Below are 21,363 nucleotides of genomic sequence, written 5' to 3'. Positions count from 1 at the left end.
AGGATCGACACGATGACCGACACGATGAGCGAGACCAGCGGGCTGATCACACCCGCACTCGTCGATCTCTACCTCGCCCCCGAGGACAAGAACGAAGCCCTCCGCGTCCTCGCCCAGCGGCTGGTCGCCGAGGGCCGGGTCACCGACCTCGACGGCTTCCTCGCCGACGTCGCCGCCCGGGAGGCCCAGGCCCCGACCGGGATGGGTGACGGAATCGGCATTCCGCACTGCCGATCGCCCCACGTCACGCAGCCGAGCCTGGCCTTCGGCCGCAGTGCCCGGGGTGTGGACTTCGACGCCCCGGACGGACGGCCCGCCGACCTGATCTTCATGATCGCGGCTCCGGCCGGTGCGGACGACACTCATCTGCAGATCCTCGCCGCGCTGGCCCGCCGCCTCATGGACCCCGCCTTCACCGGCGCCCTGCGCGACGCCGAGAGCCCGAGCGCGGTCGCGGCGCGGATCAACGGCGAGGAGGCGCAGGCCGCCGTTCCGGAGACAGCCGAGGCTTCGGAGGCTGTCACGGCCCTGAGGACGGCCGCCGTTCCGGAGACGGCCGCCGTTCCGGAGACGGCCGCCTCCGACGGCGGGCTGCGGCTCGTCGCGGTGACCTCCTGCCCGACCGGCATCGCCCACACGTACATGGCTGCCAAGGCCCTGGAACTGGCCGCCGCCCGGGCGGGGGCGCGGATCCAGGTCGAGACCCAGGGGTCGGCCGGGACGACGCCGCTCGACCCCGAGGTCATCGCGGCAGCCGACGCGGTGATCTTCGCCCATGACGTGGAGATACGGGACCGGGCCCGCTTCGCCGGCAAGCCGACCGTGGACGTGGGCGTCAAGGCCGGGGTCAACCGTGCCGACGACCTGGTCGCGCAGGCCGCCGGAATGGTCACCGAGGCCGGCGGCGGCGCGCGTACCGCCGGCACCACGGTCGCCGCGCCGAGCGCGCCTGCGGGCGAGCACTGGGCGCAGCGGCTGCGCACGTACCTGATGACGGGCGTCAGCTACATGATCCCGTTCGTCGCGGCCGGCGGACTGCTGATCGCGCTCGCCTTCGCGACAGGCGGCTACCAGATCGCCTCCGCGCCGTCCGTACTGGGCCACTTCGACTGGACCTCCTCGCACAGCTGGGCGGCGATGCTGTTCCAGACCGGCAAGACCTCCTTCGGCTTCCTGGTCCCCGTCCTCTCCGGGTACGTCGCCTGGGCGATCGCGGACCGGGCGGCACTGGCCGCAGGCATCGCCGGCGGTGCCGCCTCGGTGGCGGTCGGCGCGGGCTTCCTCGGCGGCATCGTGTCAGGCCTGGCCGCGGGCTTCCTGGTGCTGTGGATGATCCGCTGGAACGTGCCCCGGGCGATCAAGGGCATCATGCCGGTCGTGGTGATCCCGCTGCTGTCGGTGGCGGCGGTCGGCTTCCTGATGTTCGTGGTGGTCGGCTCGCCGATCGCCTCGGCGATGAACGGCCTGACCGACTGGCTGAACGGCCTCTCCGGCTCCAACGCGATCCTGCTCGGCGTGCTGCTCGGCGCGATGATGGCCTTCGACATGGGAGGTCCGCTCAACAAGGTCGCCTACACCTTCGCGGCCGGTGTGCTCACCACCGCGGGTACCACCCCGGACGCCGGCAGCCTCAAGGTGATGGCTGCCGTGATGGCCGCCGGCATGACCCCGCCGCTGGGCTTGGCCCTGGCGACCGTCGTCCGGCGCAGGCTGTTCACCCCCGAGGAGCGGGAGAACGGGAAGGCAGCCTGGGTTCTCGGCGCCTCGTTCATCACCGAGGGCGCGATCCCGTTCGCGGCAGCCGACCCGCTGCGGGTCATCCCGGCGGGCATCACCGGGAGCATGACCGCCGGTGGTCTGGCGATGGCCTTCGGCTCCACCCTGCGTGCCCCGCACGGCGGGATCTGGGTGCTCCCCCTGATCGGCAGCCCGTTCCTCTACCTGGTCGCGGTCGCGGCGGGCACGGTGGTCACCACGGCGGTGGTGGTGCTGCTCAAGGGAATGCGGACGTCCGCCGCCCCGGCGCCCTCCGCCGCCTCCTCCCCTGCCGCGCAGCAGCCGGCCGCCGTCTGACCCGACGGGCCGTGGGATGCCTCCGGGGTGACCCGGCCGCCCGGTGGGACCGGGCGGCCGGGTCAGGGGCCTGCCCGGCGCTTGTGGTGGACGCCGAAGGCGTTCCACGTCACCTGCCCGGCCGGCCACACCAAAGCCCTCGGCCGCGGCAGTGGAGGCGGCTGCGTCGGGTCGGAGGTGCCTCCGGCCGCGCCGTGCCGTGTCCCATGGGGTTGGATGTGCTGCGGGCGGTCCGGGGTTCCCGGGGTCCGGGTGGGGCCGGGCCGTCCGTGGGATTCCGGTGGAGAGTGGTGAGGTGCGATGGGTGGAGCGACGAAGCCCGAGGTCGAGGTTCCGCAGGGTGGTGCTCCGCAGGAGCTGACGGTCCGGGACCTCGTCGTCGGGGACGGGCCCGAGGTGAAGGCGGGCATGGTGGTCAAGGTCCACTACGTCGGGGTGACCTTCGAGACCGGGAAGGAGTTCGACTCCTCCTGGGAGCGGGGCGAGCCGTACAAGTTCGCGCTGGGCGGCGGCAAGGTCATCAGGGGCTGGGACCGGGGCGTGAGGGGGATGCGGGTCGGCGGTCGGCGCGAGATCGTCGTTCCCCCGCGTCTGGGCTACGGGAAGCAGTCGCCCTCGCCGTTGATCCCGGCGGGGTCGACCCTGGTCTTCGTGGTGGATCTCGTCGACTCGTACTCCGGTACGGCCGGGTGGAGCGGGGACCGGTGAGCCCGGCCGGGTGTCCGGCCGCGAACGGCGCCTGACGGGCCCCGGCCGGGCGCCGTCGCTCGCGGGAGGTGCCGGTCAGTCGCCGAGGACGCGGCGGGCTTCCGAGAGCAGGCGCAGGAGTTCGGTGCGCGACGGGTCCTGCGGGGCTTCCGGGGCCGGACGGGGGGTGTGGGTGGTCAGGACGTGCAGGGCGACCGCCGCCTGGCGGGCGAAGAGGCCCAGCAGGTCGAGTTCCGGCAGGCCCGAGCGGGACTGGGGGGACGGGTCGAGCACCTCCAGGACACCGAGGACCCGGTCCCCGCGGACGAGCGGGGCGGCCATGAGCGCGTTCGGGACGTAGCCGGTGGACTCGGCGATGTCGCGGTCGAAGGAGGCGCTGTCGCGCAGGTCGTCGACCACCATCGGCTCCCCCGAGGCGGCGACCCACCCGGCGATCCCCCGGCCCGCCGGGAACCGGCGTCCCACCAGGAACTCCTGTCCCTGTCCGGAGACGGCCTCGAAGACGAGCTCGTCCGCATCGAGGAGCAGGATGGAGCTCGCCTGTGCGCCGAAGATGGCGCGCGCGGTGTCCACCACCGACCGCAGGAGCTCGGCCACGGCCGGATCCGGCCGGGGTGCTGCGGACACGGCGGGGGAGATCGTCTGGGTCATGGGGCTTCCCTTCCGGCGCCGGGGCTTACCGGCGCCCGTGGACACGGACGTTGGCTGCGGACAGGTACAGGGCGTTCTTCAGCTGGAACGGCGTCAGCCGGGGGCTGCTCGACAGGATCCGCGCGCAGAGCCCCGCGATGAACGGGGTGGCGTAGCTGTTGCCGGAGCTGCGGATCGACGTGCCGCCGAGCCACGCCACCTGGACCTTCTGGCCGGGGGCGAAGAACTCCACCGGGGGCTCGGGGTTGTAGAGGTGGAGGTCCGGGTCGTCCTCCTGGTGGCTGCCGACCGAGATCACCGAGGAGAAGCGCCAGGGGAAGCTCTCCACACGCGTGTTGTGCGCGGAGGCGACGATCACGGTCTGCTGGAAGTACGCCTCGTCGGCCAGTCGGCGCAGCTCGTCCACGAAGCGCTCGTGGGTGGTGGACAGGCTCAGGTTCACCACGTCGAACCGCTGGCGCACGGCCCACCGGATCCCTTCGAGCAGGACGTCCCCGCTGCCGGAGAACCGGTCGCCGAGCACCCGGACGCTGGACAGCTCGCAGTCCGGCGCGGTGCGCCGGATGATCCCGGCGCAGGCGGTGCCGTGTCCGCAGGCGTCCCCCTCCTCGGTCTCCTCGACATGGACCCCGTCGCCGTCCTTGAAGACCCGCCACGACTGGGCGACCGGGCCGACCATCGGATGGTCCCGTTCGACGCCCGAATCGACCACGCAGACGCGTACGCCGCGTCCGGTGCCTCCGAGGAGACCCCTCTCGGGCGGGTCCGGCGGGCCGTCGGCCTCCACGGGGACGTCTGCGGGGCCCCTGCCGCGCAGGCCCCAGGTGAGTGCGGGCGCCACTTGCTGGGCGGTGGTCATCGTGGTGCTTCCTTTCCGACTGCGGTGAGTCGTCCGATGGCGGGTCCGTGCCCGGGCGCGCGGCAGCGGGAGACCAGGTCCTCGGCCTGGCGTACGGCGGGGAGGTGCCCCTTCGCCGCGAAGTGCCGGCGAGCGCGCTGGGCCGCCGCCTCCGCGTCGGCCGGGCGGCCCAGCGCGAGCGCGGTGCGGGCGAGGTCGAGGGCGGCGGTTCCCTGGACCACGGGCGAGTCGGTGCGGGCGGCGGTGGCGAGCGCCCGGGCGGCCAGCCGGCCGGCGGTCCCGGCCTGCCCCTGCGCGGCGGCGATCCGGGCCCGCAGGCCGTCGAGGTCCGCCGACTCGGCCCGCGGCCGGGCCGGCCGCGCCCCCTCCCCTTCCCCCTCCAGTTCGGCGAGGGTGTCGCGGGCGGTGCGCCAGTCGCCGAGGTCCAGGCGGATGCGGGCGGTGTCCAGCAGGGCACTGCGCAGCAGCGCCCCGGCGCCCAGGTCGCGTGCGGTGGCCGCGGCACGCTCCAGGCTCAGGAGCGCCTCGTCCCGGCGGCCGGTCAGGTCGGCCACGGTCGCGGTGAAGATCGGCAGGAAGGCGTCGGCCTCGGCGTAGCCGAGCCTCTTCGCGAGGCGCTCCGCCTCCGCGAGGCAGGCCAGGGCCCCGTCGCGGTCGTCGTGGAGGGCCAGCACGACCGCCAGCGGGCAGTTGAGCGTCAGCCGGACCGCCCGGCGGCCGGCCCCCTGCTCGGCGAGGAGCCCGCGGCACCGGGCGACCGCGTCGGCGACCGGCTGGGGGCCGCGCCAGAGCGAGACCCCCGTCGCGCCGAGGGCCGCGGCCCGCTCCGGTTCGGCGTCGGCGCGGACCGCGTGGTCCAGCGTCCGGGCGAGCAGACGCTCCGCCTCCCGGTGCCGGCCCTGTTCCTGGGCGCGCTGGGCGAGCCGCAGGCAGGCCCTGGCCTGGCCGAGGTCGTCGCCGGCCGCCGCGAAGACCGGCAGGGTGGCGTCGGCGGCCTCCGCCGGCGACCCGTCCGGTCCCGCGGACCGGCCGGCGGAGGCCAGGGCGAGGCGGGCGTGCGCGGCCTCCACCGCGTCCCCGCCGCCGGAGCGGGCCTCGGCCAGCACCTCTTCGAGCAGCGCCCGGCCCTCGGTGCCGCGCCCCAGGTCCAGCAGGGTCTGGCCGAGCCGCCGGCGTGCGACGGTGCTCCCCGGCTCGCCCGCCGCGTAGCGGGCCGTGGCCCGGGACAGCACGTCGGCCGCCCACACGGGGTCGGCATGGGCCAGGGCCAGCCGCCCGGCCTCGGCGAGCGCGTCGGCGGCGTCCCGGCGCAGCCCGTCGGTGTGCGCGTCCTGGGCGCCCAGTTCGGCCCGGTAGCGGTACGCCTGTTCCAGATGGCCGCCGACCGCCGCGGGGCCCCGCCCGCGGACCGAGTCCAGTCGGGCCGCCCGTTCGTGCCGGTCGGCCCGGTCCTGCTTGGACTGGCTGGCGTAGACGACCTCCTGGATCAGCCCTCCGGCGAAGCGGAACGCCCCGCCGTCCGGCCTGATCAGGCGGTGCCGGACCAGCCGGTACAGCAGGGGGCGCAGCCCGGACCCGGTCCACTCGGGCGCGGGATCCCCGGCGAGCGCCGTGAGCTCTTCGGCGGTGAAGTCGCCGCCCAGCACGGACGCCAGGCCCAGGGCCCGGTGTTCGGGCGGGTCGAGCGCGTCGATGCGGGCGCCGATCAGGGCCTGGAGCGGGAGCGGGACGCTGTCGGCGTCGACGGGGTCGCCCGCCACGAGCAGCTGTTCCAGGTGCAGCGGGTTTCCGCCCACCCGTGCCAGGACCCGGGGGCCGAGCGGCTCTGCGTCCGCCGTGCCCCCGGTCAGCTCTGCCGCGAGGAGCTGTGCCTCGGCGTCGGAGAGACCGCCGAGCGGCACGGTGTCCAGGGCCAGCTCGGCCCGTACGTCGAACAGTTGGGGGCGGGTGAGCAGGACGATCAGGACGGCCGCGTCGGCGAGGGCCCGCAGCAGCCGGTCGAGGGCGTCGAAGAGGGGTTGCGCGGCCCAGTGGCAGTCGTCGATCACCAGGACGACGGGCTGCGCTGCGGAGAGGCCGGCGAGGACCTTGGCGAGCGCGGCGCAGGTGTCCACGGGCGACGGGTGGGGCGTTCCGTCCAGGAGCAGGCCCTGGTGGAGCAGGTCCGGTCCGGGCGACGGCAGGGGCTCGCCGCCGGCCCGCAGCAGGTCGGCCACGGCGTCGGCGAGCGGTCCGAGGCTGGGCTGTTCGCCCCGGGCCCGGCAGCGCCCGACTCCGTGGCGCGGGCCGCCGGCGGTGGCCGCGGTCCGGTGCAGCCATTCCCGCACGAGTCTGGTCTTGCCCTGGCCCGCCTCGCCGGAGACCACCATGCGGTCGGCCCGCCGGGTCCGCGCCACCCGGTCCAACACCCGGTCGAGCGAGGCGAGTTCGCCTGTCCGGCCGACGAAGGCGAGGTCGAAGCGGCGCAGCGCCTCCGGGCCCTCGTCCTCGTCCAGGCCGAGCAGGCGGTGGGCGGCGACCCGGTCGCTCTTGCCCTTGAGCAGCAGCGGTCCGGTCTCCGTCGTCCGGACGCCCGGTCCGGCGGCCGCCAGGGTGTCCGGTCCGATGAGGATCTCCCCGGCGACGGCGTTCTGTTCCAGGCGCGCGGCGACGTTGACCACCTCGCCGGAGACCATCGCCTGCCGCAGGGTCGCCGAACCGGTCACCGCCTGACCGGTGTTCAGACCGATGCGCATCTCCAGCCGCACGCCGACGCCCTGTTCCAGCCGGGCGTTGAGTCCGGCGAGCGCCTCCCGCATGGCCAGGGCGGCGGCGACCGCCCGGCGGGCGTCGTCCTCCCGGACGGCCGGCACGCCGAAGACGGCCATCACGGCGTCCCCGATGAACTTCTCCACGGTGCCGCCCTGCTCCTCGATCCGCAGCCTCATGAGGTCGAACCAGCGGAGCGTCACCGAGCGCAGGATCTCCGCGTCCAGTGCTCCGGAGAGCGCCGTGGAACCCACCAGGTCGCAGAAGAGAACGGTCACCACCTTGCGGCCGGTCGGCCTGGCCGTGACCGGCCCGGGGGCGCACGGGCTGCCGCAGAAGGGGCAGAACCGGGCGTCGGGCGGCAGTTCGCTCCGGCAGGAGGCGCAGGACATGGATTCCTCCGGTCGACGGGGGACGGCGGGGCGGCGGGCGTTGGGGCGCCGGGGTCAGAAGAGGGCGCCGCCGGCCACGTCGGCATGGGCCTGCACCTCGGGTGCCGCCGCGTCGAGCCGCCCCCTGATGTCGACGAGCAGGGCCAGTTCCTCGGGGGCCAGGGTGCGCAGGACCTCGTGCTGCTCCTCGCTGAGGGCGTCGAGGTCGAAGCCGGCGGCGGCCAGCGCCTCCAGGGTGGGCTCGGGGGTGCCGTCGTACGGCTCGGTGTGCTCGGTCACGGGTGTCCTCCGGGGTCGGCGGCGAGGGAGAGGAAGAGGCGGGTGAGCAGGTTCGCCGTGTGCAGCGCGCTGACGGAGACGGCGGTCTGGCGGTCCGGGGCCGGCGCGAGCCGGTCGAGGACCCGGTGGAGGTCGTCGAGGTGGCCGCCGTCGAGCTCGGCGTGTTCCCTGAGGGTGCGGAACGCCGCGCCGGGCAGCCCGGTGGCCTCGGCGAGGCGGTCGGCGAGCCGGGGACCCGGGGCGTTGCCCTCCAGGACCGCGATGTACCCGAGCAGGGCGATGGGGTGCTCGTGCTCGATCCGGTAGTACTGCGCCCCGGCGAGTTCGACGACGACGGGGTGCGGGACGGCGGCCGGCCGGGCACCGGCGGCGGCGAGGTCCTCCAGCAGCCAGGTGTCGTGGTCGCGCTCTTCCTCGGCGTGGCGGGCGCAGTACGCCGCGAGGGCCGGCGCGGCCGGGTCGTCCAGGTCGGCGCACCGCTCGGCGGCCCGCTCCAGCAGGGGCACCGAGGCCCGGACGAGCGGGTGCATGGCGGCCAGGTAGCGCAGGTACCGCTGCCGCAGTCCGTCCGGTCGCCAGAGGGCCGCGGTCGCGGCCCTCAGGGCGGTGGTGGTGGGCGTGAGCTTGGTTCTGAGCGCGAGGGACGCGGTGGCGGTCATCGGGAGCCCTCCTCCTCTGCGGGAAGCGTCTCGACCAGGTGCGCGTAGCGGGCGCAGCCCATGCGGCTCACCAGGGCGGCGGGTCCGGCGGCGAGCTGCTGCTGGGCGCCGAGCCGGTCGAGGAGTTCGCCGACCCGGCCGACTGCGTCGCGTGCCGCTCCCGCGAGGACCTCGGGGCGGTCGGCGAGGGCGTGGCAGCTGCGGCAGTAGCCGGCCGGGGCGGGCTCGGTCCCGTAGCGGGCGTGCAGCCGGCGGGGGCCGACGGAGCGCAGCATCCGCAGCACCGGGGAGCCGAGGGAGCGTGCGCGGACGGTCTGCCAGTCGTCGTCGGCGATGTGTCCGAGGCGCAGGTGCGGGGGAACGGGGCGGCGGTCGACCGTCCACTGGTTGCAGCAGGCGGCCACGGTCCCGTCGAAGGCGACGACCGGCCAGGCGGCGAGGGTGCACGGCGCCGCCATGGAGCCGTCCGGTCCGGCCGGTGTGGCCCGGGCGAGGCCCGCGGCGCGGCCGAGCGGCCGGATCTCGTTGACGAGCAGGGGCACCCGGCCGGCGAAGGCGCGCCGGACGTCCGCGACGGTTTCCGCCAGGTACGGGTCGTCGGGTCCGGTGCCGGTGAGGTGGACGCTGGCCGGGATCCCGGCGTCGAGCACGGCCCGCAGGGCGCGCAGCACGTCCGCGCGCGGGACCTCGCGCTCGTGGTGGACGTCCATGCTGGCCGAGAAGTGGTCGAGGGCCGTGATCGCCCGCATGATCCGGTCGGGGATTCGTCCGTCACGGGCGAAGAACATCCCGCTGACCAGCGCCACCCGGGAGCCCGCGGCGCGGGCGAGGCCGGCCAGGCGGGCGGCGAGTTCCGGCAGCAGCAGCGGTTCGCCGCCGGTCAGCATGACCACCTCGGGGCGGTCCCCGGCACCGAACGAGTCGATGAAGCGCAGGAGGTCTTCCGGGTCGGGCTGGCCGGAGACGGCCATGGAGGAGTCGGTGGAGCAGTGCGCGCAGCTCATGGGGCAGCGGCGGGTGAGCGCCACCAGCAGTCCGCCACAGGGCACCGGCCGCAGGCCGATGAGCTCCGCGAGCTCCACGTCTCTTCCTCCATAGCTCGTACCGCGCGCCCGGGTCGCGCGCGTGCATGGCCCGGATCGTGCCCGGGGGCGGCAGGTTTCCGGTTCACGAACGCCTGGTGATCGGTTCATCCGCAGGTCAGAGCGGCCGGACGCCGGGGTGTGGCGGGGAGTGCGGTGGGGATTGGGGGGCGTACCGCGTCCGTGAGCTCGGCGTATACCGGTGCCGAACCGGTGGCCAGGCGTTCCCGTACCCGGGGTCCGTAATTTTCTTCTCAGACGGCGGAACGACGCCGGCAAAACAAAAGGAGAAGAACATGAGCGAGAACATCAACCCCGAGGCCGAGACCGAGAACGAGGACATCGAGGTCGTCGCCCACAGCGAGGACGGCATCTCCGACGGTGGCGGCTGCGTCATCAACAACTCGCACGAGATGTGACATCGCCGCATCGAGGCTGAGCACCGCGCGGGCCCCCGGCTCTCGGCAGATCCTGCCCAGGGTCGGGGGCCCGCGGCCACCCCGGCACCCGGACCGCCACACCGAGGAGCGGCACACCATGAAGATCCTTCTCTGCCCGCTCAGTGACGGCGGCTACCTCTACCCGGCGATCGCGGCCGGCCGCGAACTACGGCGCCGGGGCCACGACGTCAGCGTGCTGGGCCGGTCCACCGCGGCGGTCGTCGCCGCCGATGCCGGGCTGCCGTTCGCGCCGGCGGAGGAGTACGGCGGCCACCGGGCGTTCTCCGCCACGTGGTGGGGGCCGCACGGCGCGGCGCAGTACCGGGCGACCGTACGCGCGGCCCGCGAGACCGGGGCCGACCTGCTGGTCACCTCCGTGCTCTGCAACGGCGCCCTGCTCGCCGCCGAGGCGCTGGACATCCCGGTCGTGGTGGTCGGGCTCGCGGCGCACCTGTGGGACTACCGGTCCGGCGGCGACGACGAGCCGCACCTGGGCCGGACCCGGCGGAGCCGGACCGAGGGCTGCCTGGGGCTCTACACCGACCTCCGGGAGGAGGCCGGTCTGGCGGGACGTGCCTCCCGCTGGGGGGACGAACCGCTGCTGGGCGACGCGCTGTTGCTGCGCGGGGATCCGGAGCTGGAGTATCCGGGTGCGCGGCTGCCGGAGCGGATCCGGCACGTCGGGCCGCTGGCCTGGGAGCCGACGCCCGACCCGGCGGAGGTCGAGGCGATCGACGACCACCTGTCGCGGTCCGGGAAGCCCGTCGTCTACGTCCATCTCGGCCGCTTCTTCGAGGGCACGAACCTGTGGCCGCGGCTCAACGAGGTCTTCACGGGCGGCCGGTTCCAGGCCGTGGTCGAGCAGGGCCGCTCCACTGATCCGCAGCCCGCCCCGGGCACCGACATCCTGCTGGTCCGCAAGCCCTGGATGGGACCGCTCGTCGACCGCGCCGGCCTCGTGCTGAGCAGCGGCACCTCCGCGCCCGTGCTGGCCGCGCTCCTTCGCGGCCGGCCCCTCGCGCTGTCACCCAACGGCTCCGAGCAGCCCCTGCTGACCGGCGCCTGCCTGCGGGCCGGCGTGGCCGTGCACGTCCCGAAGAGCCCGGCCGCGGGGGCTTCGGCGCTCCTGGAGTCCGCGTGGCAGGACGCCGGCCTGCGGGCCCGCGCCCACGTGCTGGGCAGCCGGCTGGCCGCGATGGACAGCGCGGCGCGCGCGGCCGACGCCGTCGAGCGGGTGGCCGGGGCGTCCACCGCTCCCCCGGCACCCGCCCCGCCCACGGCCCGCGCCACCGTCGCCTCCCCCGCCTAGGCCTCGGCGCCCGCTTCGTCAAAGGAGAACCATGAGTACGCGACCAGTAGGCCTGGACGAGGCCGTGACCAGCCTGGCGGCGGGCGCGCGGCGGTGGATACGGCTCAACGCGGCCTACCTCGACACCCCGGCCGCACACGCCGAACTGCCGGAGATCCCGCGCGCGAAGGCGCTCCTGCAGCTCGGGTTGCTCCGCCGCCACTGGGAGGAGTGCGCGCCCGCGGACCCCGCCCTCGCCGAGGTGAGCGGGGTCGTGGAACAGGTGTGGCAGCGCCCCGACTTCCCCCGGCTCCTCGGCCTCGCGGGTGTGCACGCACGGCAGTTCCAGCTCATGTACGCGGCGCTGGCGCCGGCCGGCGCCACCACCGGCGCGCCCCGTGCCCTGCTGGCCCGGCTGGCGGCGGAGGACTACCTGACGCCGGGCCGGAAGGATCCGTTCCTGCACCTGGAGGCCCGGTACTACGCCGATCTCGCGCGCGCGCCGCACCGGTTCGCCCCGTACGAGGAGCTGTACGAGGCGAGTCCGCTCCCCCGCGCCGCCACGCTGCCCGTGGCCGACCTGGACGCCTGCAAGGTCGCGCACACCCTCTTCTACCTCGGCGACTTCGGCCTGCGCGACCTCCTCCTGTCCGAGGAGGAGCGGGTACGGGCCCTGCGCGTGGTGGAACGCCTGACGGACCACTGCGTGGGACTCGGCGACTGGGACGTCGTGCCGAAGCTGCTGCTCGCCCAGTACGCCCTGGGCGCGGATCCGCTGCGCACGCCCTCCGGCACGGCCGGCCTGCGGATGCTCGTCGCGGCCCAGGCCCCTGACGGAGCGATCCCCGGACGCTCCCTCGCCGAGCGGGTACCGGCGGACGCGACGCCCGTCGAGTACTTCCGAAAGTCCTACAAAGTGACCCTCGTCGTGGCGCTGATGACGCTGGTCGTCACCGGCGGCCGGACCAAAGAGCCCGCCCTGACGGCGGCAACGGCCCTTCGGGAGACCCTGTGAGCATCGACCAAGCAGTGAGCATCGGCCTCCCCGTACGGATCGGAGCGGCCGCGGACCCGGAACGGCAGGACACGGCCGCCGGGAACCCCGCGCCCCTGCCCTCCGGCGCCCGCCTGCTGAAGGGCGAGCGGAACTGGTGGTTCCTGGGTCCGGGCGGGGTCGCCCGCCTCCGCGACCGCCACGTCACCGCCGACGGGGGCCTGCGCCCCGAGGCGGAGCGACGGCTGCACGAGACCGGCATGCTGACCCCCGGCCGGATCGGCTCCTACGCGCTGACCGTCCTCACCAGCACCCACTGCAACCTGGGCTGCGGGTACTGCTTCCAGAACACCGCCCAGGACGAAGGCGGCGGCAGCCGGCCGCCCCGGATCGGCCGCACCCGCCTCACCTCGGAGACCATCACCGACATCCTCGGCTTCACCGAGCGGCAGATGGCCGCCGTCGGCCTGGACAAGCTGAAGATCCTGCTCTTCGGCGGGGAGCCCCTGCTCAACCCGCGCGGCTGCCTGGAACTGCTGGAGCGGGCTGCGGAGATCGCGCCGACCTCGGCCTGGATGATCTCCAATGCCACGCTGCTCACCCCGTCCCTCGCCCGCAAGCTCGCCGACCGCGGGCTGGCCTCCGTCCAGGTGACCTTCGACGGCGACCGCGCCGACCACGACCGGATCCGGGTCGGCCGGGCGGACGGCGGCGCCACCTTCGACAAGATCGTCGGCAACATCGCCAAGGCCTCCGAGGCCACGTCGCTCCAGTGGATGCTGCGGGTGAACGTCTCCCAGGAGACCTTCCACGGCGTGGACGCTTTGATCGACCGGCTCGCCGCCGCGCTCGACCCCGCCCGGTGCACGCTGTACTTCGCGCGGATCGGCGACGTGGGCGTCGGCTACACCAACAGCCTGCTGCACACCGGTGAACTCCCGGCCGCCTTCACCCGGTGGCAGCGCCGGGCGCTCGACCTCGGCTTCGTCGTGGGCCGGCCCGGCGCCCGCCAGACGTGCGTCACCTGCGGCCACACCGACGGCCGCTACGGCGCGGTGGTGAGCGCGGACGGCACCCTGGCCAGCTGCTGGGAGACCGCGGGCAAGCCCGACTGGGAGGTCGGCACGGTCACCGACGGCTACCGGCCGGGCGCGGAGACCCGCGACCGCTGGATCGCCTGCCAGGACCTCTACCGCTACGACGAGGACGCGCGGACGCTCGCGAGGTTCCGCGACTCCGTCGACACGGCCCTGCTCGACTACCTGCACGAGACGGGGCGCCTGTAGTCATGTCCTCACCCCTGGAACGGCTCGCCGCCGGCGCGCTCGGCTGGCTGGGCGAAAACCTGGACCACTTCGACCCGTTCTCCCCGAGCGCCCCGCCGACGCCCCTCGGCAGGGCGAAGGCCGCGCTGGAACTCGCACTGCTCTGCCACTGCGCGTCCCGCCTGCCCGACCCCCCGGAGGCACTGGCCGGGGCGGGGGCCCTGGTGCGCAAGCTCTGGCAGGACCCGGACCTCCCCGCTCTGTTCGCCGAGGTCCCGGGGTACGCGTCCGCCTACGCGTTGATCTACGCCGCACTGGCCCCCGACGGCATCGACGGGACCCAGGTGCGGGCGGCGCTCGCGGAACTCGACCCGGAGTACCTCTCGCCGCGGGGGAAGTCCCCCTACCAGCGCCTGGAGATCCGCCACTACGCGGACAAGGCCGGCGTCCGCCACGCCGTCGAACCGTACGCCGAACTCATCCCGCACAGCCCGCTCGTCGCGTTCCGCGCCGCCGGGCCGGGGGACGGGGCGCCGCTCACCGAGCCGCAGGCGTACGCCGTGACGCACGCCGCCTTCTACCTCGGCGACTTCGGCCGGACCTCCCCCGGGCTGGACGGGAGCGCCCTGGCACACGCCCGGGACCTGGTCGACCGGTTGCTGGTCCACTGCGTCGGACACGACCGGTGGGACCTGGCCGCGGAGCTGGTGCTCACCCGGTACGTCCTGGGGAGCGAGCCGCTGGACACGCCCCCGGGAGCCGCGGCCGTGGAATGCCTGGTGCGGGCCCAGCGGCCCGACGGGGCGATCCCCGGGCGGTCGGCCGCGCTCGCGGCGGACCCGTCGGCCCCGGCCGGGGAGTTCTTCCGGACGGCGTACCACACGACCCTGGTCACCGCCCTCATGGCGCTGGTCGTCTCCTCTCCGAGGCGGCCCTCATGAGGCCGCGGCTGACCCTGATCAACCGCGACTACACCCGGCTCTGGTTCGGCCAGGCCGTCTCGTCCGTCGGGGACGCCGTCTTCGGCACGACGCTGGTGCTGTGGGTGGCGACCGTGCTGGCGAAGGGCCGGTCGTGGGCGCCGCTGGCGGTCAGCGGCATCGTGCTGGCGTCGAGCGTCGCCGTCCTGGTCATCGGTCCGCTCGCGGGCGTGTTCGTCGACCGCTGGGACAAGCGCGCCACGATGCTGCGCAGCGAGGCGCTCCGCGGCGGGCTGGTGGCCGTGCTGACGGCCGTCACCTTCCTGCCGGCCGGGTTCCTCCCGGCCGGCGTGTGGCTCGCCCTGATCTACGCGACCGTGCTCCTGCTCCACACGGCCGGCCAGTTCTTCTCCCCGGCGCGCTTCGCGGTCCTCGCGGACCTGGTGACCGGGGACGCCGACCGCGCCCGGGCGGCCGGCATCGGGCAGGCGACCGGCGAGACGGCCTGGATCATCGGGCCGCCCCTCGCCGCGCCGCTACTGTTCACCGCCGGGCTGCAATGGGCCCTGATCTTCAACGGCCTCTCGTACGCGGTGTCCTACGTCGCGATCCGCTCCATCCGCGTACCCGGGCCCCGCACGGACGCCGCCGTTCCGGGGGGCGCGCGCCGCCAGGCCGAGCGGCAAAGTGGCGCACTGCGGCGGGAGTTCACGGACGGGCTGCGCTTCTTCGCGGGCAGCAGGTTCCTGGTGACCCTGCTCCTGCTCTCCGTCATCGGCCAGTTCGGGGTCGGGGCACTGGGCACCCTCAACGTCTTCTTCGCCACCGGCAACCTCCACGCGGACCCCCACCTCTACGGATACCTCGGTATGGCCATGGGTCTGGGCGGCATCACGGGGGCGCTGAGCGGGGGCCGGGTGGTGCAGTGGATCGGGGCGCGACGGACCACCTGGATCGCCCTGCTGGTGAGCGGAGTCATGCTGGTCGCCTACTCCCGGCAGACGGGCTTCCTGGGCGGTGTCGCCCTGCTCTTCGTGTTCACCGTTCCGCTCACCATGCTGAACACGGCGATGTCGCCGCTGCTGCTCGCGGCGGCGCCCCCGGACTACCGGGGCCGGGTGATGGCCGTGTTCTACCCGGTGACGAAGCTGGCGTCGATGCTCTCCGCGGCGCTGTCCGGCTGGCTCGCCGGATCCTTGCTGAGGGACGCCGGGGGCTCGTTCGGCGGATTCCGGTTCGGTCCCGTCGACACGGTCTTCGCCGTGTCGGGACTGGTCGTCCTCCTGGCCGGCTTCTTCGCGATGGCCGCCCTGCCCGGTACGGAAGGCGCCCGGAAGGCCGACGGGAGCTCCGGCGCCACCACGGCCGCGCCGGCCGGCGACCGCCCGCCCGCGTCACGCCCCGTCCCCAGCGAACCCTGACCGCCGACGGGCGTCCCGCGCGGCGGCCCTCCGGGCCGAATGCCGCGCCACCCGGCGGAACGGGCGGGGCTCCGGCCCGGGAAGGCACCGGTCCGGCGGCCCGGTGACACGTCGGCTCCGGCCGCCCGGGGGGGGCGGCCGGAGCCGACGCCGGAAGGCCTAGGTCAGCGCGGGGGTGGCGAGCCCCGAACCGCGTGCGTACAGCCGCATCAGGTGCGGCAGTTCGTACTGCGCCGCGTGCGCCGTGACCTCGCCGCAGGGCGATGTCACCACGCCGGCGTCGATGAGCGCCTCCACCACCCGTACGGCGTGCCGCTCGTCGCAGCCGAGGGCCTCGGCCGCCTCGGTCAGGCCGAAGGGGCCCTCCCCGGTGCCCACGGCGAGCCGTCCGGCGTCGCGGCCCCACTCCTGCGGCAGCGCCTCCCAGCCGCGGGCCAGCCGCCGCCGGACGGACACGTCTCCGGAGGTCAGTTCGTCCAGCGCCCCCGCGGGGTCGGCGAGCCGGTCCGCGAACTCCCGCAGCGGCAGGTGGCGCAGCACCGCGAGCCGCATCCCGCTCACCCGGACCGCGAGCGGCGACCCGCCGCACGCGCGCACGATGCGCAGGGCGGCCTCCCGGTCGGTGCGCACCCGGCCCTGGCCGACGAGACCCGCGAGCAGCTGGACCGACTCGGCGGTGCCGAGCGGCGGGACGAAGACCCGGTGCACCGGTGCCAGGCCCCCCAGCTGGCCGCGCGCGGTGAGCAGCACCCTGCCCCGCCCGCCGTGCGGGAGCAGCGATCGGACGGCGCGCTCGTCGGGCACGTCGTCCAGAACCACCAGCACGCGGTGCTCCTCCAGCCACTCCCGCCACGCCTCGGGCCCGAACGGTCCGACCCGGCCGGTCCGCTCGCCGAGCTCCGCGAGCACCGCCGGCAGCGGACGCGGGAGGCCGTCCGCGTCGCGCAGGGAGACGCAGATCCGCCCGTCGGCGAAACGGTCGCCGAGCAGGTGCGCCGCCCGCACGGCGAGGGTGGTCTTCCCGGCCCCGGCGGGGCCGGACAGCAGGACGGTGCGGCCTGCGCCGCCGTCCTCCAGGAGGTCGAGGAGGCAGCGCAGTTCCTCGCCGTGTCCGGTGAAGTCGGCGAGGTCGGGCGGCAGAGCGGTCCGCGGCCGGGGGGCCGCGGACGCCCCGCCCCGGGCGTCGCCCGCGAGGATCGACCGGTACCGGGCCGCCATGGCGCCGCCCGGCTCAAGGCCCAGTTCCCGGGCGAGGAGCTGCCGGTAGTCGTCGTACGCCGCGAGCGCCTCGGCCTGCCGGCCGGACCGGCCCAGCGCGCACATCCAGGCGGACCGGAGCCGCTCCCGGAGCGGGTGGCGCTCCACCAGGTCGCGCAGCCCCTCGGCCACCGCCGGAGCACCGCCCAGTTCCAGCTCCGCCTCCGCCCAGCTCTCGTAGGCCGTGAGGTGGCGCAGCTCCAGCCGCTCGGCCTCTTCGGCCAGCCGGGGCGACTGCCGCAGGTCGTCGCCCAGCGGCGGCCCCTGCCACAGGTCGAGGGCCTGGCGCAGCAGCCGGGCGGCCGGGCGGGGCCCCTGCCCCTCGGCGGCCCGCACCAGGGAGCGGAACCTCAGGAGGTCGAGCTCGTCCTCCGCCACGCGCAGGACGTATCCGCCGCCCGTGTGGGTGAGCCGGGGCCGGTCCGCGCCGTCGTCGGCGAGCAGGGTGCGCAGGGCGCTCACGTACACCTGGAGGTTCTTGCGGGCGGTGCGCGGGGGGTCCTCCTGCCAGACCGCGTCGGTGAGCGCGTCGACGGACACGGGGCTGTTGGCCGAGCCGAGCAGGGTCGCCAGTACGACCCGCTGCTTCAACGGGCCGAGGGGCAGCTCCCGGCCGTCCCGGTGGACCGTGAGCGGACCGAGGAGGGAGAACCTGAGCGTGCCGGGTGACGCTGCCGGCTGCGCGGACGGAAGCGGCATCGAACCTCCGTAGGGTGACGGGAGTGGATCGGTCCCCCGATGATCGGCGGCCCGTACCCCGTCACACATCGGTACCGGGCCCGCAGACTCGCGCCCCCCGTGACCGTGCCATGGGGGTCCGCCACCCCCCTGTGGGGGTCCGGGCCCCCATGTTGACGGGGGCGGCCCCCACCCCAGGCCCCAACCCGGCCCACCCGGCTCCCGCCGGCCGCGGCTACTCCTGAGCGCACTCCGCCGACAGGGCGCACAGGGCCGCGCGGTCCGCCGAGCCGGTCTTCACCATCAGGCTCGCCATGTGCTTCTCCACGGTCCGGGGCGAGATGCACAGGCTCTGGGCGATCTGCTGGTTGCCGGGCCGCTGCGCGAGCAGCACGAACACCTCGTACTCGCGCGGCGTGACGCCCGCGGCGCGCAGGCCCGCCGGGATCCGCTCCCGGCCGCCCCGGCGCTGGGGGACGCTGACCCCCGCCTGCCGCAGGACGGCCCGGCAGGCCCCGGCCACCGGCGTCACGCCCGCCTCGTGGAAGTACTCCTCGGCGGTCCGCAGCCAGGCGACCGGCTCTCCCCAGGAGTCGGCGAGCGCCGCCTCGGCGGTCAGCCGCAGCGCGAGGTGCCACGCCTGCGGGAACACCGTCGCCGCGCGGCCGGCCCGCTCCACGGCGCGCAGCGCACCGTCCGGGTCCCCGTCCCGGCCGCGCAGCACCGCGTCCGCCATGTCGAGGAACATCCGGTTCCAGGCCAGCTGGCCGCCCGGTGAGCCGAGGGCCTCCCGGTACGCGTCCCGGCCGGCGTCCTCGCCGTCGAGGATCCGCAGCAGGGGGCCGAGCCCGTAGCGGCCGCTGAGGTAGAAGAAGCTCGGGTGCTCCCGCTCCCACGCCAGCGCCGCGTGGAGTTCGGCCTTCGCCCGTTCCCGGTCCTCCCCCATCAGCGCGCCCACGGCCTGGCACAGTCCGCGTTGCAGGGGCACGAGCATGGATTCCTCGCCGCCCGCCCGGCGGAACCGGACCAGGGCCCGGTCCTGATCGCGGACCCTCCCCTGGTGGGCGGCGAGCGTGGCGTCGACGAGGAGCAGGTAGCGGTGCGTCGACAGGTTCTGGAGGCGCGCGCTGGCCTCCACCGACCGCTCGACGATCTCCCGCGCACGGTCCCATCGCCCTCCGAGCACGCTCTGCATGGCGAGGAGGCCGTCGACGGCCTGGAGCAGGGACAGCGATCCGAGTTCGTGGGCGGCCGTGCGGGCGGTCTCCAGGCGGGTCGCCCCACCGGTCCGCATGAACACGTTGGTGCCGAGCCGCACGAGTGCCTCGGCCCGGTACAGCGCGAGCCGGTGCTCCTCGGCGACCGCGAGCATCCGTTCCAGGCACGCGTCGGCCTCGTCGAAGCCGCGCTCCCGGGACAGCATCGCCAGCAGCTGCCACGCCTGGCAGGCCACCACGGGCCGGCCGCGCTGCTCCGCGGTGAGCGCGGCGCTCCGGGCGGAACGTTCCGCCTCCTCCCGTCGCCCACGGCCGTCCGCGCCGTCCCGGCCCGCCGGGTCGCGCCTGCCGCCGTCCTGCTCCGGCAGCAGCGCGAGGTGGCCCTCGACCACCGCGAGCGCCGCCTCCTGCTCCGGGCGCGGGGAGGCCCCGAGCAGGGTGCGGGCCGCCCGGATCCGGCGGCGCGCCTCCTGCGGCTGCTCCGCCATGGTCGCGGCCCACGCGACCTGCGTGTGCGCCTGGGCCCGCTCCTCCGCGGCGCGCGACCCGGCGGGCGCGGGCGGGAGGTCGTCGAGGAGTGCGGCCGCCTCGTCGAGCCGCCCGGACTCGGCCTGGGCGATCGCGAGCTGCACCGTGACCTCGTCCCGCTCCTCGTCGGACGCGAGCCCCCGGGCACGCTCCAGCAGCACGGCGGCCGAGCCCGATGCGCCGGCGTCCAGCATCTGCCGGCCGACCTGGGCGAACTGCCGGGACGCCGCCGCCTTGTCGCCCGCCGCCAGCCGCAGCGTGGCCACCAACTGGCGCTGGTCACCGCCGAGTTCTGCGGCGGACTCCTCGATGGCCGAGGCTGCGCGCCGGGCCAGCGCGGCCTGCTCCGCGGGCGGCAGCGAAGCCCTGAGCGCGTCCGCCGTCAGGGCGTGCCGGAAGGTGTAGTGGTCGTGGGCGGCCCCGTCCGGGGCGATGATCCCCGCCTCGAAGGCCGACCGGAGGTGGGTGAACAGCGCCCGGTCGTCGAGTCCGGTCACCGCCCTGAGGGCCCCGACGGAGAACCGGCCGCCGAGCGTCGCCGCGACGAGCAGCAGTTCGCGCACCGGTTCGTCGAGCCGGTCCAGCCGGCGCGCCCAGCTGCGGACGGCGCCCGCCGGCACCGGCGCCCCGCCGTGCTCCGCCAGCCGCCACCCGTCGTCGGTCCTGCTCAGCCGCCCGGTGTCCAGCAGGTCGGCCAGGAGCACCTCCACCAGGTACGGGTTCCCGCCCGCCCACCGTGCGAGGTGGCGGTGCGCGGCCGGGGGCACCTCTCCCGGTCCGGCGTCCAGGCACGCGGCCGCCATGTCCCGTACGGCGGTCTCGTCCAGCGGCCCCAGCTCACTCAGGGAGGCGGTGTGGCGCAGCTCGGCGGCGAGCGCGAGGTCCAGCGCCGGGCCGGGGTCGGGCCGGAGCGTGCCGACCAGGAGGACCGGCAGTTCCGCGAGGTTGTCGACGAGGTACTCGACGACCGCGATCGTCTCGGTGTCGGAGTCGTGCAGGTCCTCCAGCACGATCAGGCAGCCCCGCTCGCGGCCGAGCACCGCCAGCAGTCTGAGCAGCGCCTCGGCCAGTTCGACCAGGGAGATCGCGTATCCGGGCGCCACCGCGCCGGACCGCCATTCCGGCACCAGGCCGGCCAACGCGGGCCGGTAGGGCTGGAGTTCGGGGTCGTCGGGAGCACCCGCGGCCCGGAACCGAGAAGAGAGCGCCTCGACCAGGGGGCGGAAGGGCACGACGAGCCCGGTGGAGGTGGCGCGGCCGCGCAGGACCGGCATGTCCCGGTCGTAGGCGCGCAGGGCGGACTCGCCGGCCAGCCGGGACTTGCCGATCCCCGCCTCGCCGACGAGGAACACCGCCCGTCCGGCACCCTTTCCGGCGCTTTCCAGGGCCTCGTCCAACAGCCGGCTCTCGGCGGCCCGCCCCACGATGACCGACGACGTCGCTCGCATGGGCGCAGGCTACTGGATCTTGTTCAAACACGGCAGAGGCCGGGGAAACCCCGGCCTCTGCCCGGTCCGTCACTGCGGCGTCGTCCTTGACGCGTCGCCGCCGGTGACGTGTCCGTCCTGCCCTCAGAACCAGTGGGAACCGGTGGTCCAGCCGGTCAGGGCACCGGCCTCGGAGTCCGTGGTGCTGAGCAGCCGGCTGCGCAGCCCCAGCAGCCCGCCCGCCCCGAGCATCACCTCGCCCAGCGGGTGGTCGTGGGCCGCGGTCTCCGCGCCGGCGCCGCTGTCGAGGTACGTCACCGGGTCGTTGATCTGCATGGTCCTCATCCGTCCTTCGTATCCGCAGGAATGGTGGTGGTCTTCCGAGCCGTGTGATGGTGCGGTGGGTCCGGTCGTGCGTTCGGGGTGCTCCGTGGGGCGCACCCGGACGGCGCCCGTACGTGATGCCGGGTGGGCCGG

The 21,363-nt window shown here is 75.3% G+C and carries 17 protein-coding genes; 8 read left to right on the top strand and 9 right to left on the bottom strand.

The genetic code is table 11. From position 1 onward, the window contains the following. The first annotated feature begins 12 nt into the window (after positions 1 to 12). Together ACFY15_RS29300 and ACFY15_RS29295 are read left to right on the top strand one after the other, a co-directional pair. A complete protein-coding gene (locus ACFY15_RS29300; RefSeq protein ID WP_390690673.1) occupies positions 13 to 2,073 on the top strand; it encodes a fructose-specific PTS transporter subunit EIIC in 2,061 nt (686 codons plus the stop codon). Positions 2,074 to 2,373: 300 nt separating this feature from the next. Continuing rightward, on the top strand, positions 2,374 to 2,781 hold the full coding sequence (locus ACFY15_RS29295; protein WP_390690674.1) for an FKBP-type peptidyl-prolyl cis-trans isomerase: 408 nt from the start codon (positions 2,374 to 2,376) through the stop codon (positions 2,779 to 2,781). Positions 2,782 to 2,856: 75 nt separating this feature from the next. Here the strand turns inward: ACFY15_RS29295 and ACFY15_RS29290 are convergent, their stop codons facing one another. The 6 genes from ACFY15_RS29290 to ACFY15_RS29265 are packed head-to-tail and all read right to left on the bottom strand — an operon-like array spanning position 2,857 to position 9,451. Continuing rightward, positions 2,857 to 3,432: a GAF domain-containing protein gene (locus ACFY15_RS29290; protein WP_390690675.1), complete on the bottom strand. Its 576-nt coding sequence runs from the start codon at positions 3,430 to 3,432 to the stop codon at positions 2,857 to 2,859. A gap of 25 nt (positions 3,433 to 3,457) precedes the next feature. Continuing rightward, entirely contained in the window at positions 3,458 to 4,291 is an 834-nt protein-coding gene (locus tag ACFY15_RS29285) for a S8 family serine peptidase (protein WP_390690676.1), read from the bottom strand. Further along, positions 4,288 to 7,431 (bottom strand): adenylate/guanylate cyclase domain-containing protein, encoded by a 3,144-nt coding sequence (locus ACFY15_RS29280; protein ID WP_390690677.1) that lies wholly within the window; start codon positions 7,429 to 7,431, stop codon positions 4,288 to 4,290. The genes ACFY15_RS29285 and ACFY15_RS29280 overlap by 4 nt, the downstream gene beginning before the upstream one ends. Before the next feature lie 54 nt (positions 7,432 to 7,485). Next, positions 7,486 to 7,710 carry an aroma-sacti cluster domain-containing protein gene (locus tag ACFY15_RS29275; protein WP_390690678.1) on the bottom strand — a complete coding sequence of 75 codons (225 nt, stop codon included), beginning with the start codon at positions 7,708 to 7,710 and terminating at the stop codon, positions 7,486 to 7,488. Further along, entirely contained in the window at positions 7,707 to 8,369 is a 663-nt protein-coding gene (locus tag ACFY15_RS29270) for a hypothetical protein (RefSeq protein WP_390690679.1), read from the bottom strand. Before ACFY15_RS29270 ends, ACFY15_RS29275 begins: the two co-directional genes overlap by 4 nt. Then, positions 8,366 to 9,451: a radical SAM protein gene (locus tag ACFY15_RS29265; RefSeq protein WP_390690680.1), complete on the bottom strand. Its 1,086-nt coding sequence runs from the start codon at positions 9,449 to 9,451 to the stop codon at positions 8,366 to 8,368. Before ACFY15_RS29265 ends, ACFY15_RS29270 begins: the two co-directional genes overlap by 4 nt. 296 nt (positions 9,452 to 9,747) lie before the next feature. Here ACFY15_RS29265 and ACFY15_RS29260 point away from each other — a divergent pair, with 296 nt between their 5' ends. The 6 genes from ACFY15_RS29260 (at position 9,748) to ACFY15_RS29235 (ending at position 15,779) form a co-directional block, all read left to right on the top strand. Beyond that, positions 9,748 to 9,870 carry a hypothetical protein gene (locus tag ACFY15_RS29260; protein WP_344158603.1) on the top strand — a complete coding sequence of 41 codons (123 nt, stop codon included), beginning with the start codon at positions 9,748 to 9,750 and terminating at the stop codon, positions 9,868 to 9,870. Positions 9,871 to 9,988: 118 nt separating this feature from the next. Further along, entirely contained in the window at positions 9,989 to 11,200 is a 1,212-nt protein-coding gene (locus tag ACFY15_RS29255) for a glycosyltransferase (protein ID WP_390690681.1), read from the top strand. A 31-nt stretch (positions 11,201 to 11,231) separates the two neighbouring features. Then, the gene (locus tag ACFY15_RS29250; protein WP_390690682.1) at positions 11,232 to 12,194 is read left to right on the top strand and encodes a DUF6895 family protein; all 963 of its coding nucleotides are present in this window, start codon (positions 11,232 to 11,234) and stop codon (positions 12,192 to 12,194) included. A 38-nt stretch (positions 12,195 to 12,232) separates the two neighbouring features. Next, complete coding sequence (locus tag ACFY15_RS29245; protein WP_390690711.1) at positions 12,233 to 13,459, top strand: radical SAM protein; 1,227 nt, start codon at positions 12,233 to 12,235, stop codon at positions 13,457 to 13,459. A 2-nt stretch (positions 13,460 to 13,461) separates the two neighbouring features. Then, positions 13,462 to 14,379 carry a DUF6895 family protein gene (locus ACFY15_RS29240; protein WP_390690683.1) on the top strand — a complete coding sequence of 306 codons (918 nt, stop codon included), beginning with the start codon at positions 13,462 to 13,464 and terminating at the stop codon, positions 14,377 to 14,379. Beyond that, positions 14,376 to 15,779, top strand: coding sequence for an MFS transporter (locus tag ACFY15_RS29235; RefSeq protein WP_390690684.1), 1,404 nt, complete (start codon positions 14,376 to 14,378; stop codon positions 15,777 to 15,779). Before ACFY15_RS29240 ends, ACFY15_RS29235 begins: the two co-directional genes overlap by 4 nt. Positions 15,780 to 15,938: 159 nt before the next feature. Here ACFY15_RS29235 and ACFY15_RS29230 read toward each other — a convergent pair whose 3' ends face one another. From ACFY15_RS29230 to ACFY15_RS29220, 3 genes are all read right to left on the bottom strand, one after another. Then, positions 15,939 to 17,735, bottom strand: coding sequence for a BTAD domain-containing putative transcriptional regulator (locus ACFY15_RS29230; RefSeq protein ID WP_390690685.1), 1,797 nt, complete (start codon positions 17,733 to 17,735; stop codon positions 15,939 to 15,941). A gap of 214 nt (positions 17,736 to 17,949) precedes the next feature. After that, complete coding sequence (locus ACFY15_RS29225) at positions 17,950 to 20,907, bottom strand: AAA family ATPase (protein ID WP_390690686.1); 2,958 nt, start codon at positions 20,905 to 20,907, stop codon at positions 17,950 to 17,952. A gap of 123 nt (positions 20,908 to 21,030) precedes the next feature. Next, on the bottom strand, positions 21,031 to 21,231 hold the full coding sequence (locus tag ACFY15_RS29220) for a hypothetical protein (RefSeq protein ID WP_390690687.1): 201 nt from the start codon (positions 21,229 to 21,231) through the stop codon (positions 21,031 to 21,033). Between the last annotated feature and the right edge of the window lie 132 nt (positions 21,232 to 21,363).

Origin of the sequence: Streptomyces sp. NPDC001373, from assembly GCF_042895815.1 — a bacterium.
Taxonomy (GTDB): domain Bacteria; phylum Actinomycetota; class Actinomycetes; order Streptomycetales; family Streptomycetaceae; genus Streptomyces.
This window is presented reverse-complemented; position numbering and strand designations above follow the sequence as displayed.

Excerpts from the sequence above, each read along its gene's own strand:
- ACFY15_RS29300 (WP_390690673.1), top strand. The coding sequence starts at position 13 with ATGACCGACACGATGAGCGAGACCAGCGGGCTGATCACACCCGCACTC.
- ACFY15_RS29295 (WP_390690674.1), top strand. The coding sequence starts at position 2,374 with ATGGGTGGAGCGACGAAGCCCGAGGTCGAGGTTCCGCAGGGTGGTGCT.
- ACFY15_RS29290 (WP_390690675.1), bottom strand. The coding sequence starts at position 3,432 with ATGACCCAGACGATCTCCCCCGCCGTGTCCGCAGCACCCCGGCCGGAT.
- ACFY15_RS29285 (WP_390690676.1), bottom strand. The coding sequence starts at position 4,291 with ATGACCACCGCCCAGCAAGTGGCGCCCGCACTCACCTGGGGCCTGCGC.
- ACFY15_RS29280 (WP_390690677.1), bottom strand. The coding sequence starts at position 7,431 with ATGTCCTGCGCCTCCTGCCGGAGCGAACTGCCGCCCGACGCCCGGTTC.
- ACFY15_RS29270 (WP_390690679.1), bottom strand. The coding sequence starts at position 8,369 with ATGACCGCCACCGCGTCCCTCGCGCTCAGAACCAAGCTCACGCCCACC.
- ACFY15_RS29260 (WP_344158603.1), top strand. The coding sequence starts at position 9,748 with ATGAGCGAGAACATCAACCCCGAGGCCGAGACCGAGAACGAGGACATC.
- ACFY15_RS29255 (WP_390690681.1), top strand. The coding sequence starts at position 9,989 with ATGAAGATCCTTCTCTGCCCGCTCAGTGACGGCGGCTACCTCTACCCG.
- ACFY15_RS29250 (WP_390690682.1), top strand. The coding sequence starts at position 11,232 with ATGAGTACGCGACCAGTAGGCCTGGACGAGGCCGTGACCAGCCTGGCG.
- ACFY15_RS29240 (WP_390690683.1), top strand. The coding sequence starts at position 13,462 with ATGTCCTCACCCCTGGAACGGCTCGCCGCCGGCGCGCTCGGCTGGCTG.
- ACFY15_RS29235 (WP_390690684.1), top strand. The coding sequence starts at position 14,376 with ATGAGGCCGCGGCTGACCCTGATCAACCGCGACTACACCCGGCTCTGG.
- ACFY15_RS29230 (WP_390690685.1), bottom strand. The coding sequence starts at position 17,735 with ATGCCGCTTCCGTCCGCGCAGCCGGCAGCGTCACCCGGCACGCTCAGG.
- ACFY15_RS29225 (WP_390690686.1), bottom strand. The coding sequence starts at position 20,907 with ATGCGAGCGACGTCGTCGGTCATCGTGGGGCGGGCCGCCGAGAGCCGG.
- ACFY15_RS29220 (WP_390690687.1), bottom strand. The coding sequence starts at position 21,231 with ATGAGGACCATGCAGATCAACGACCCGGTGACGTACCTCGACAGCGGC.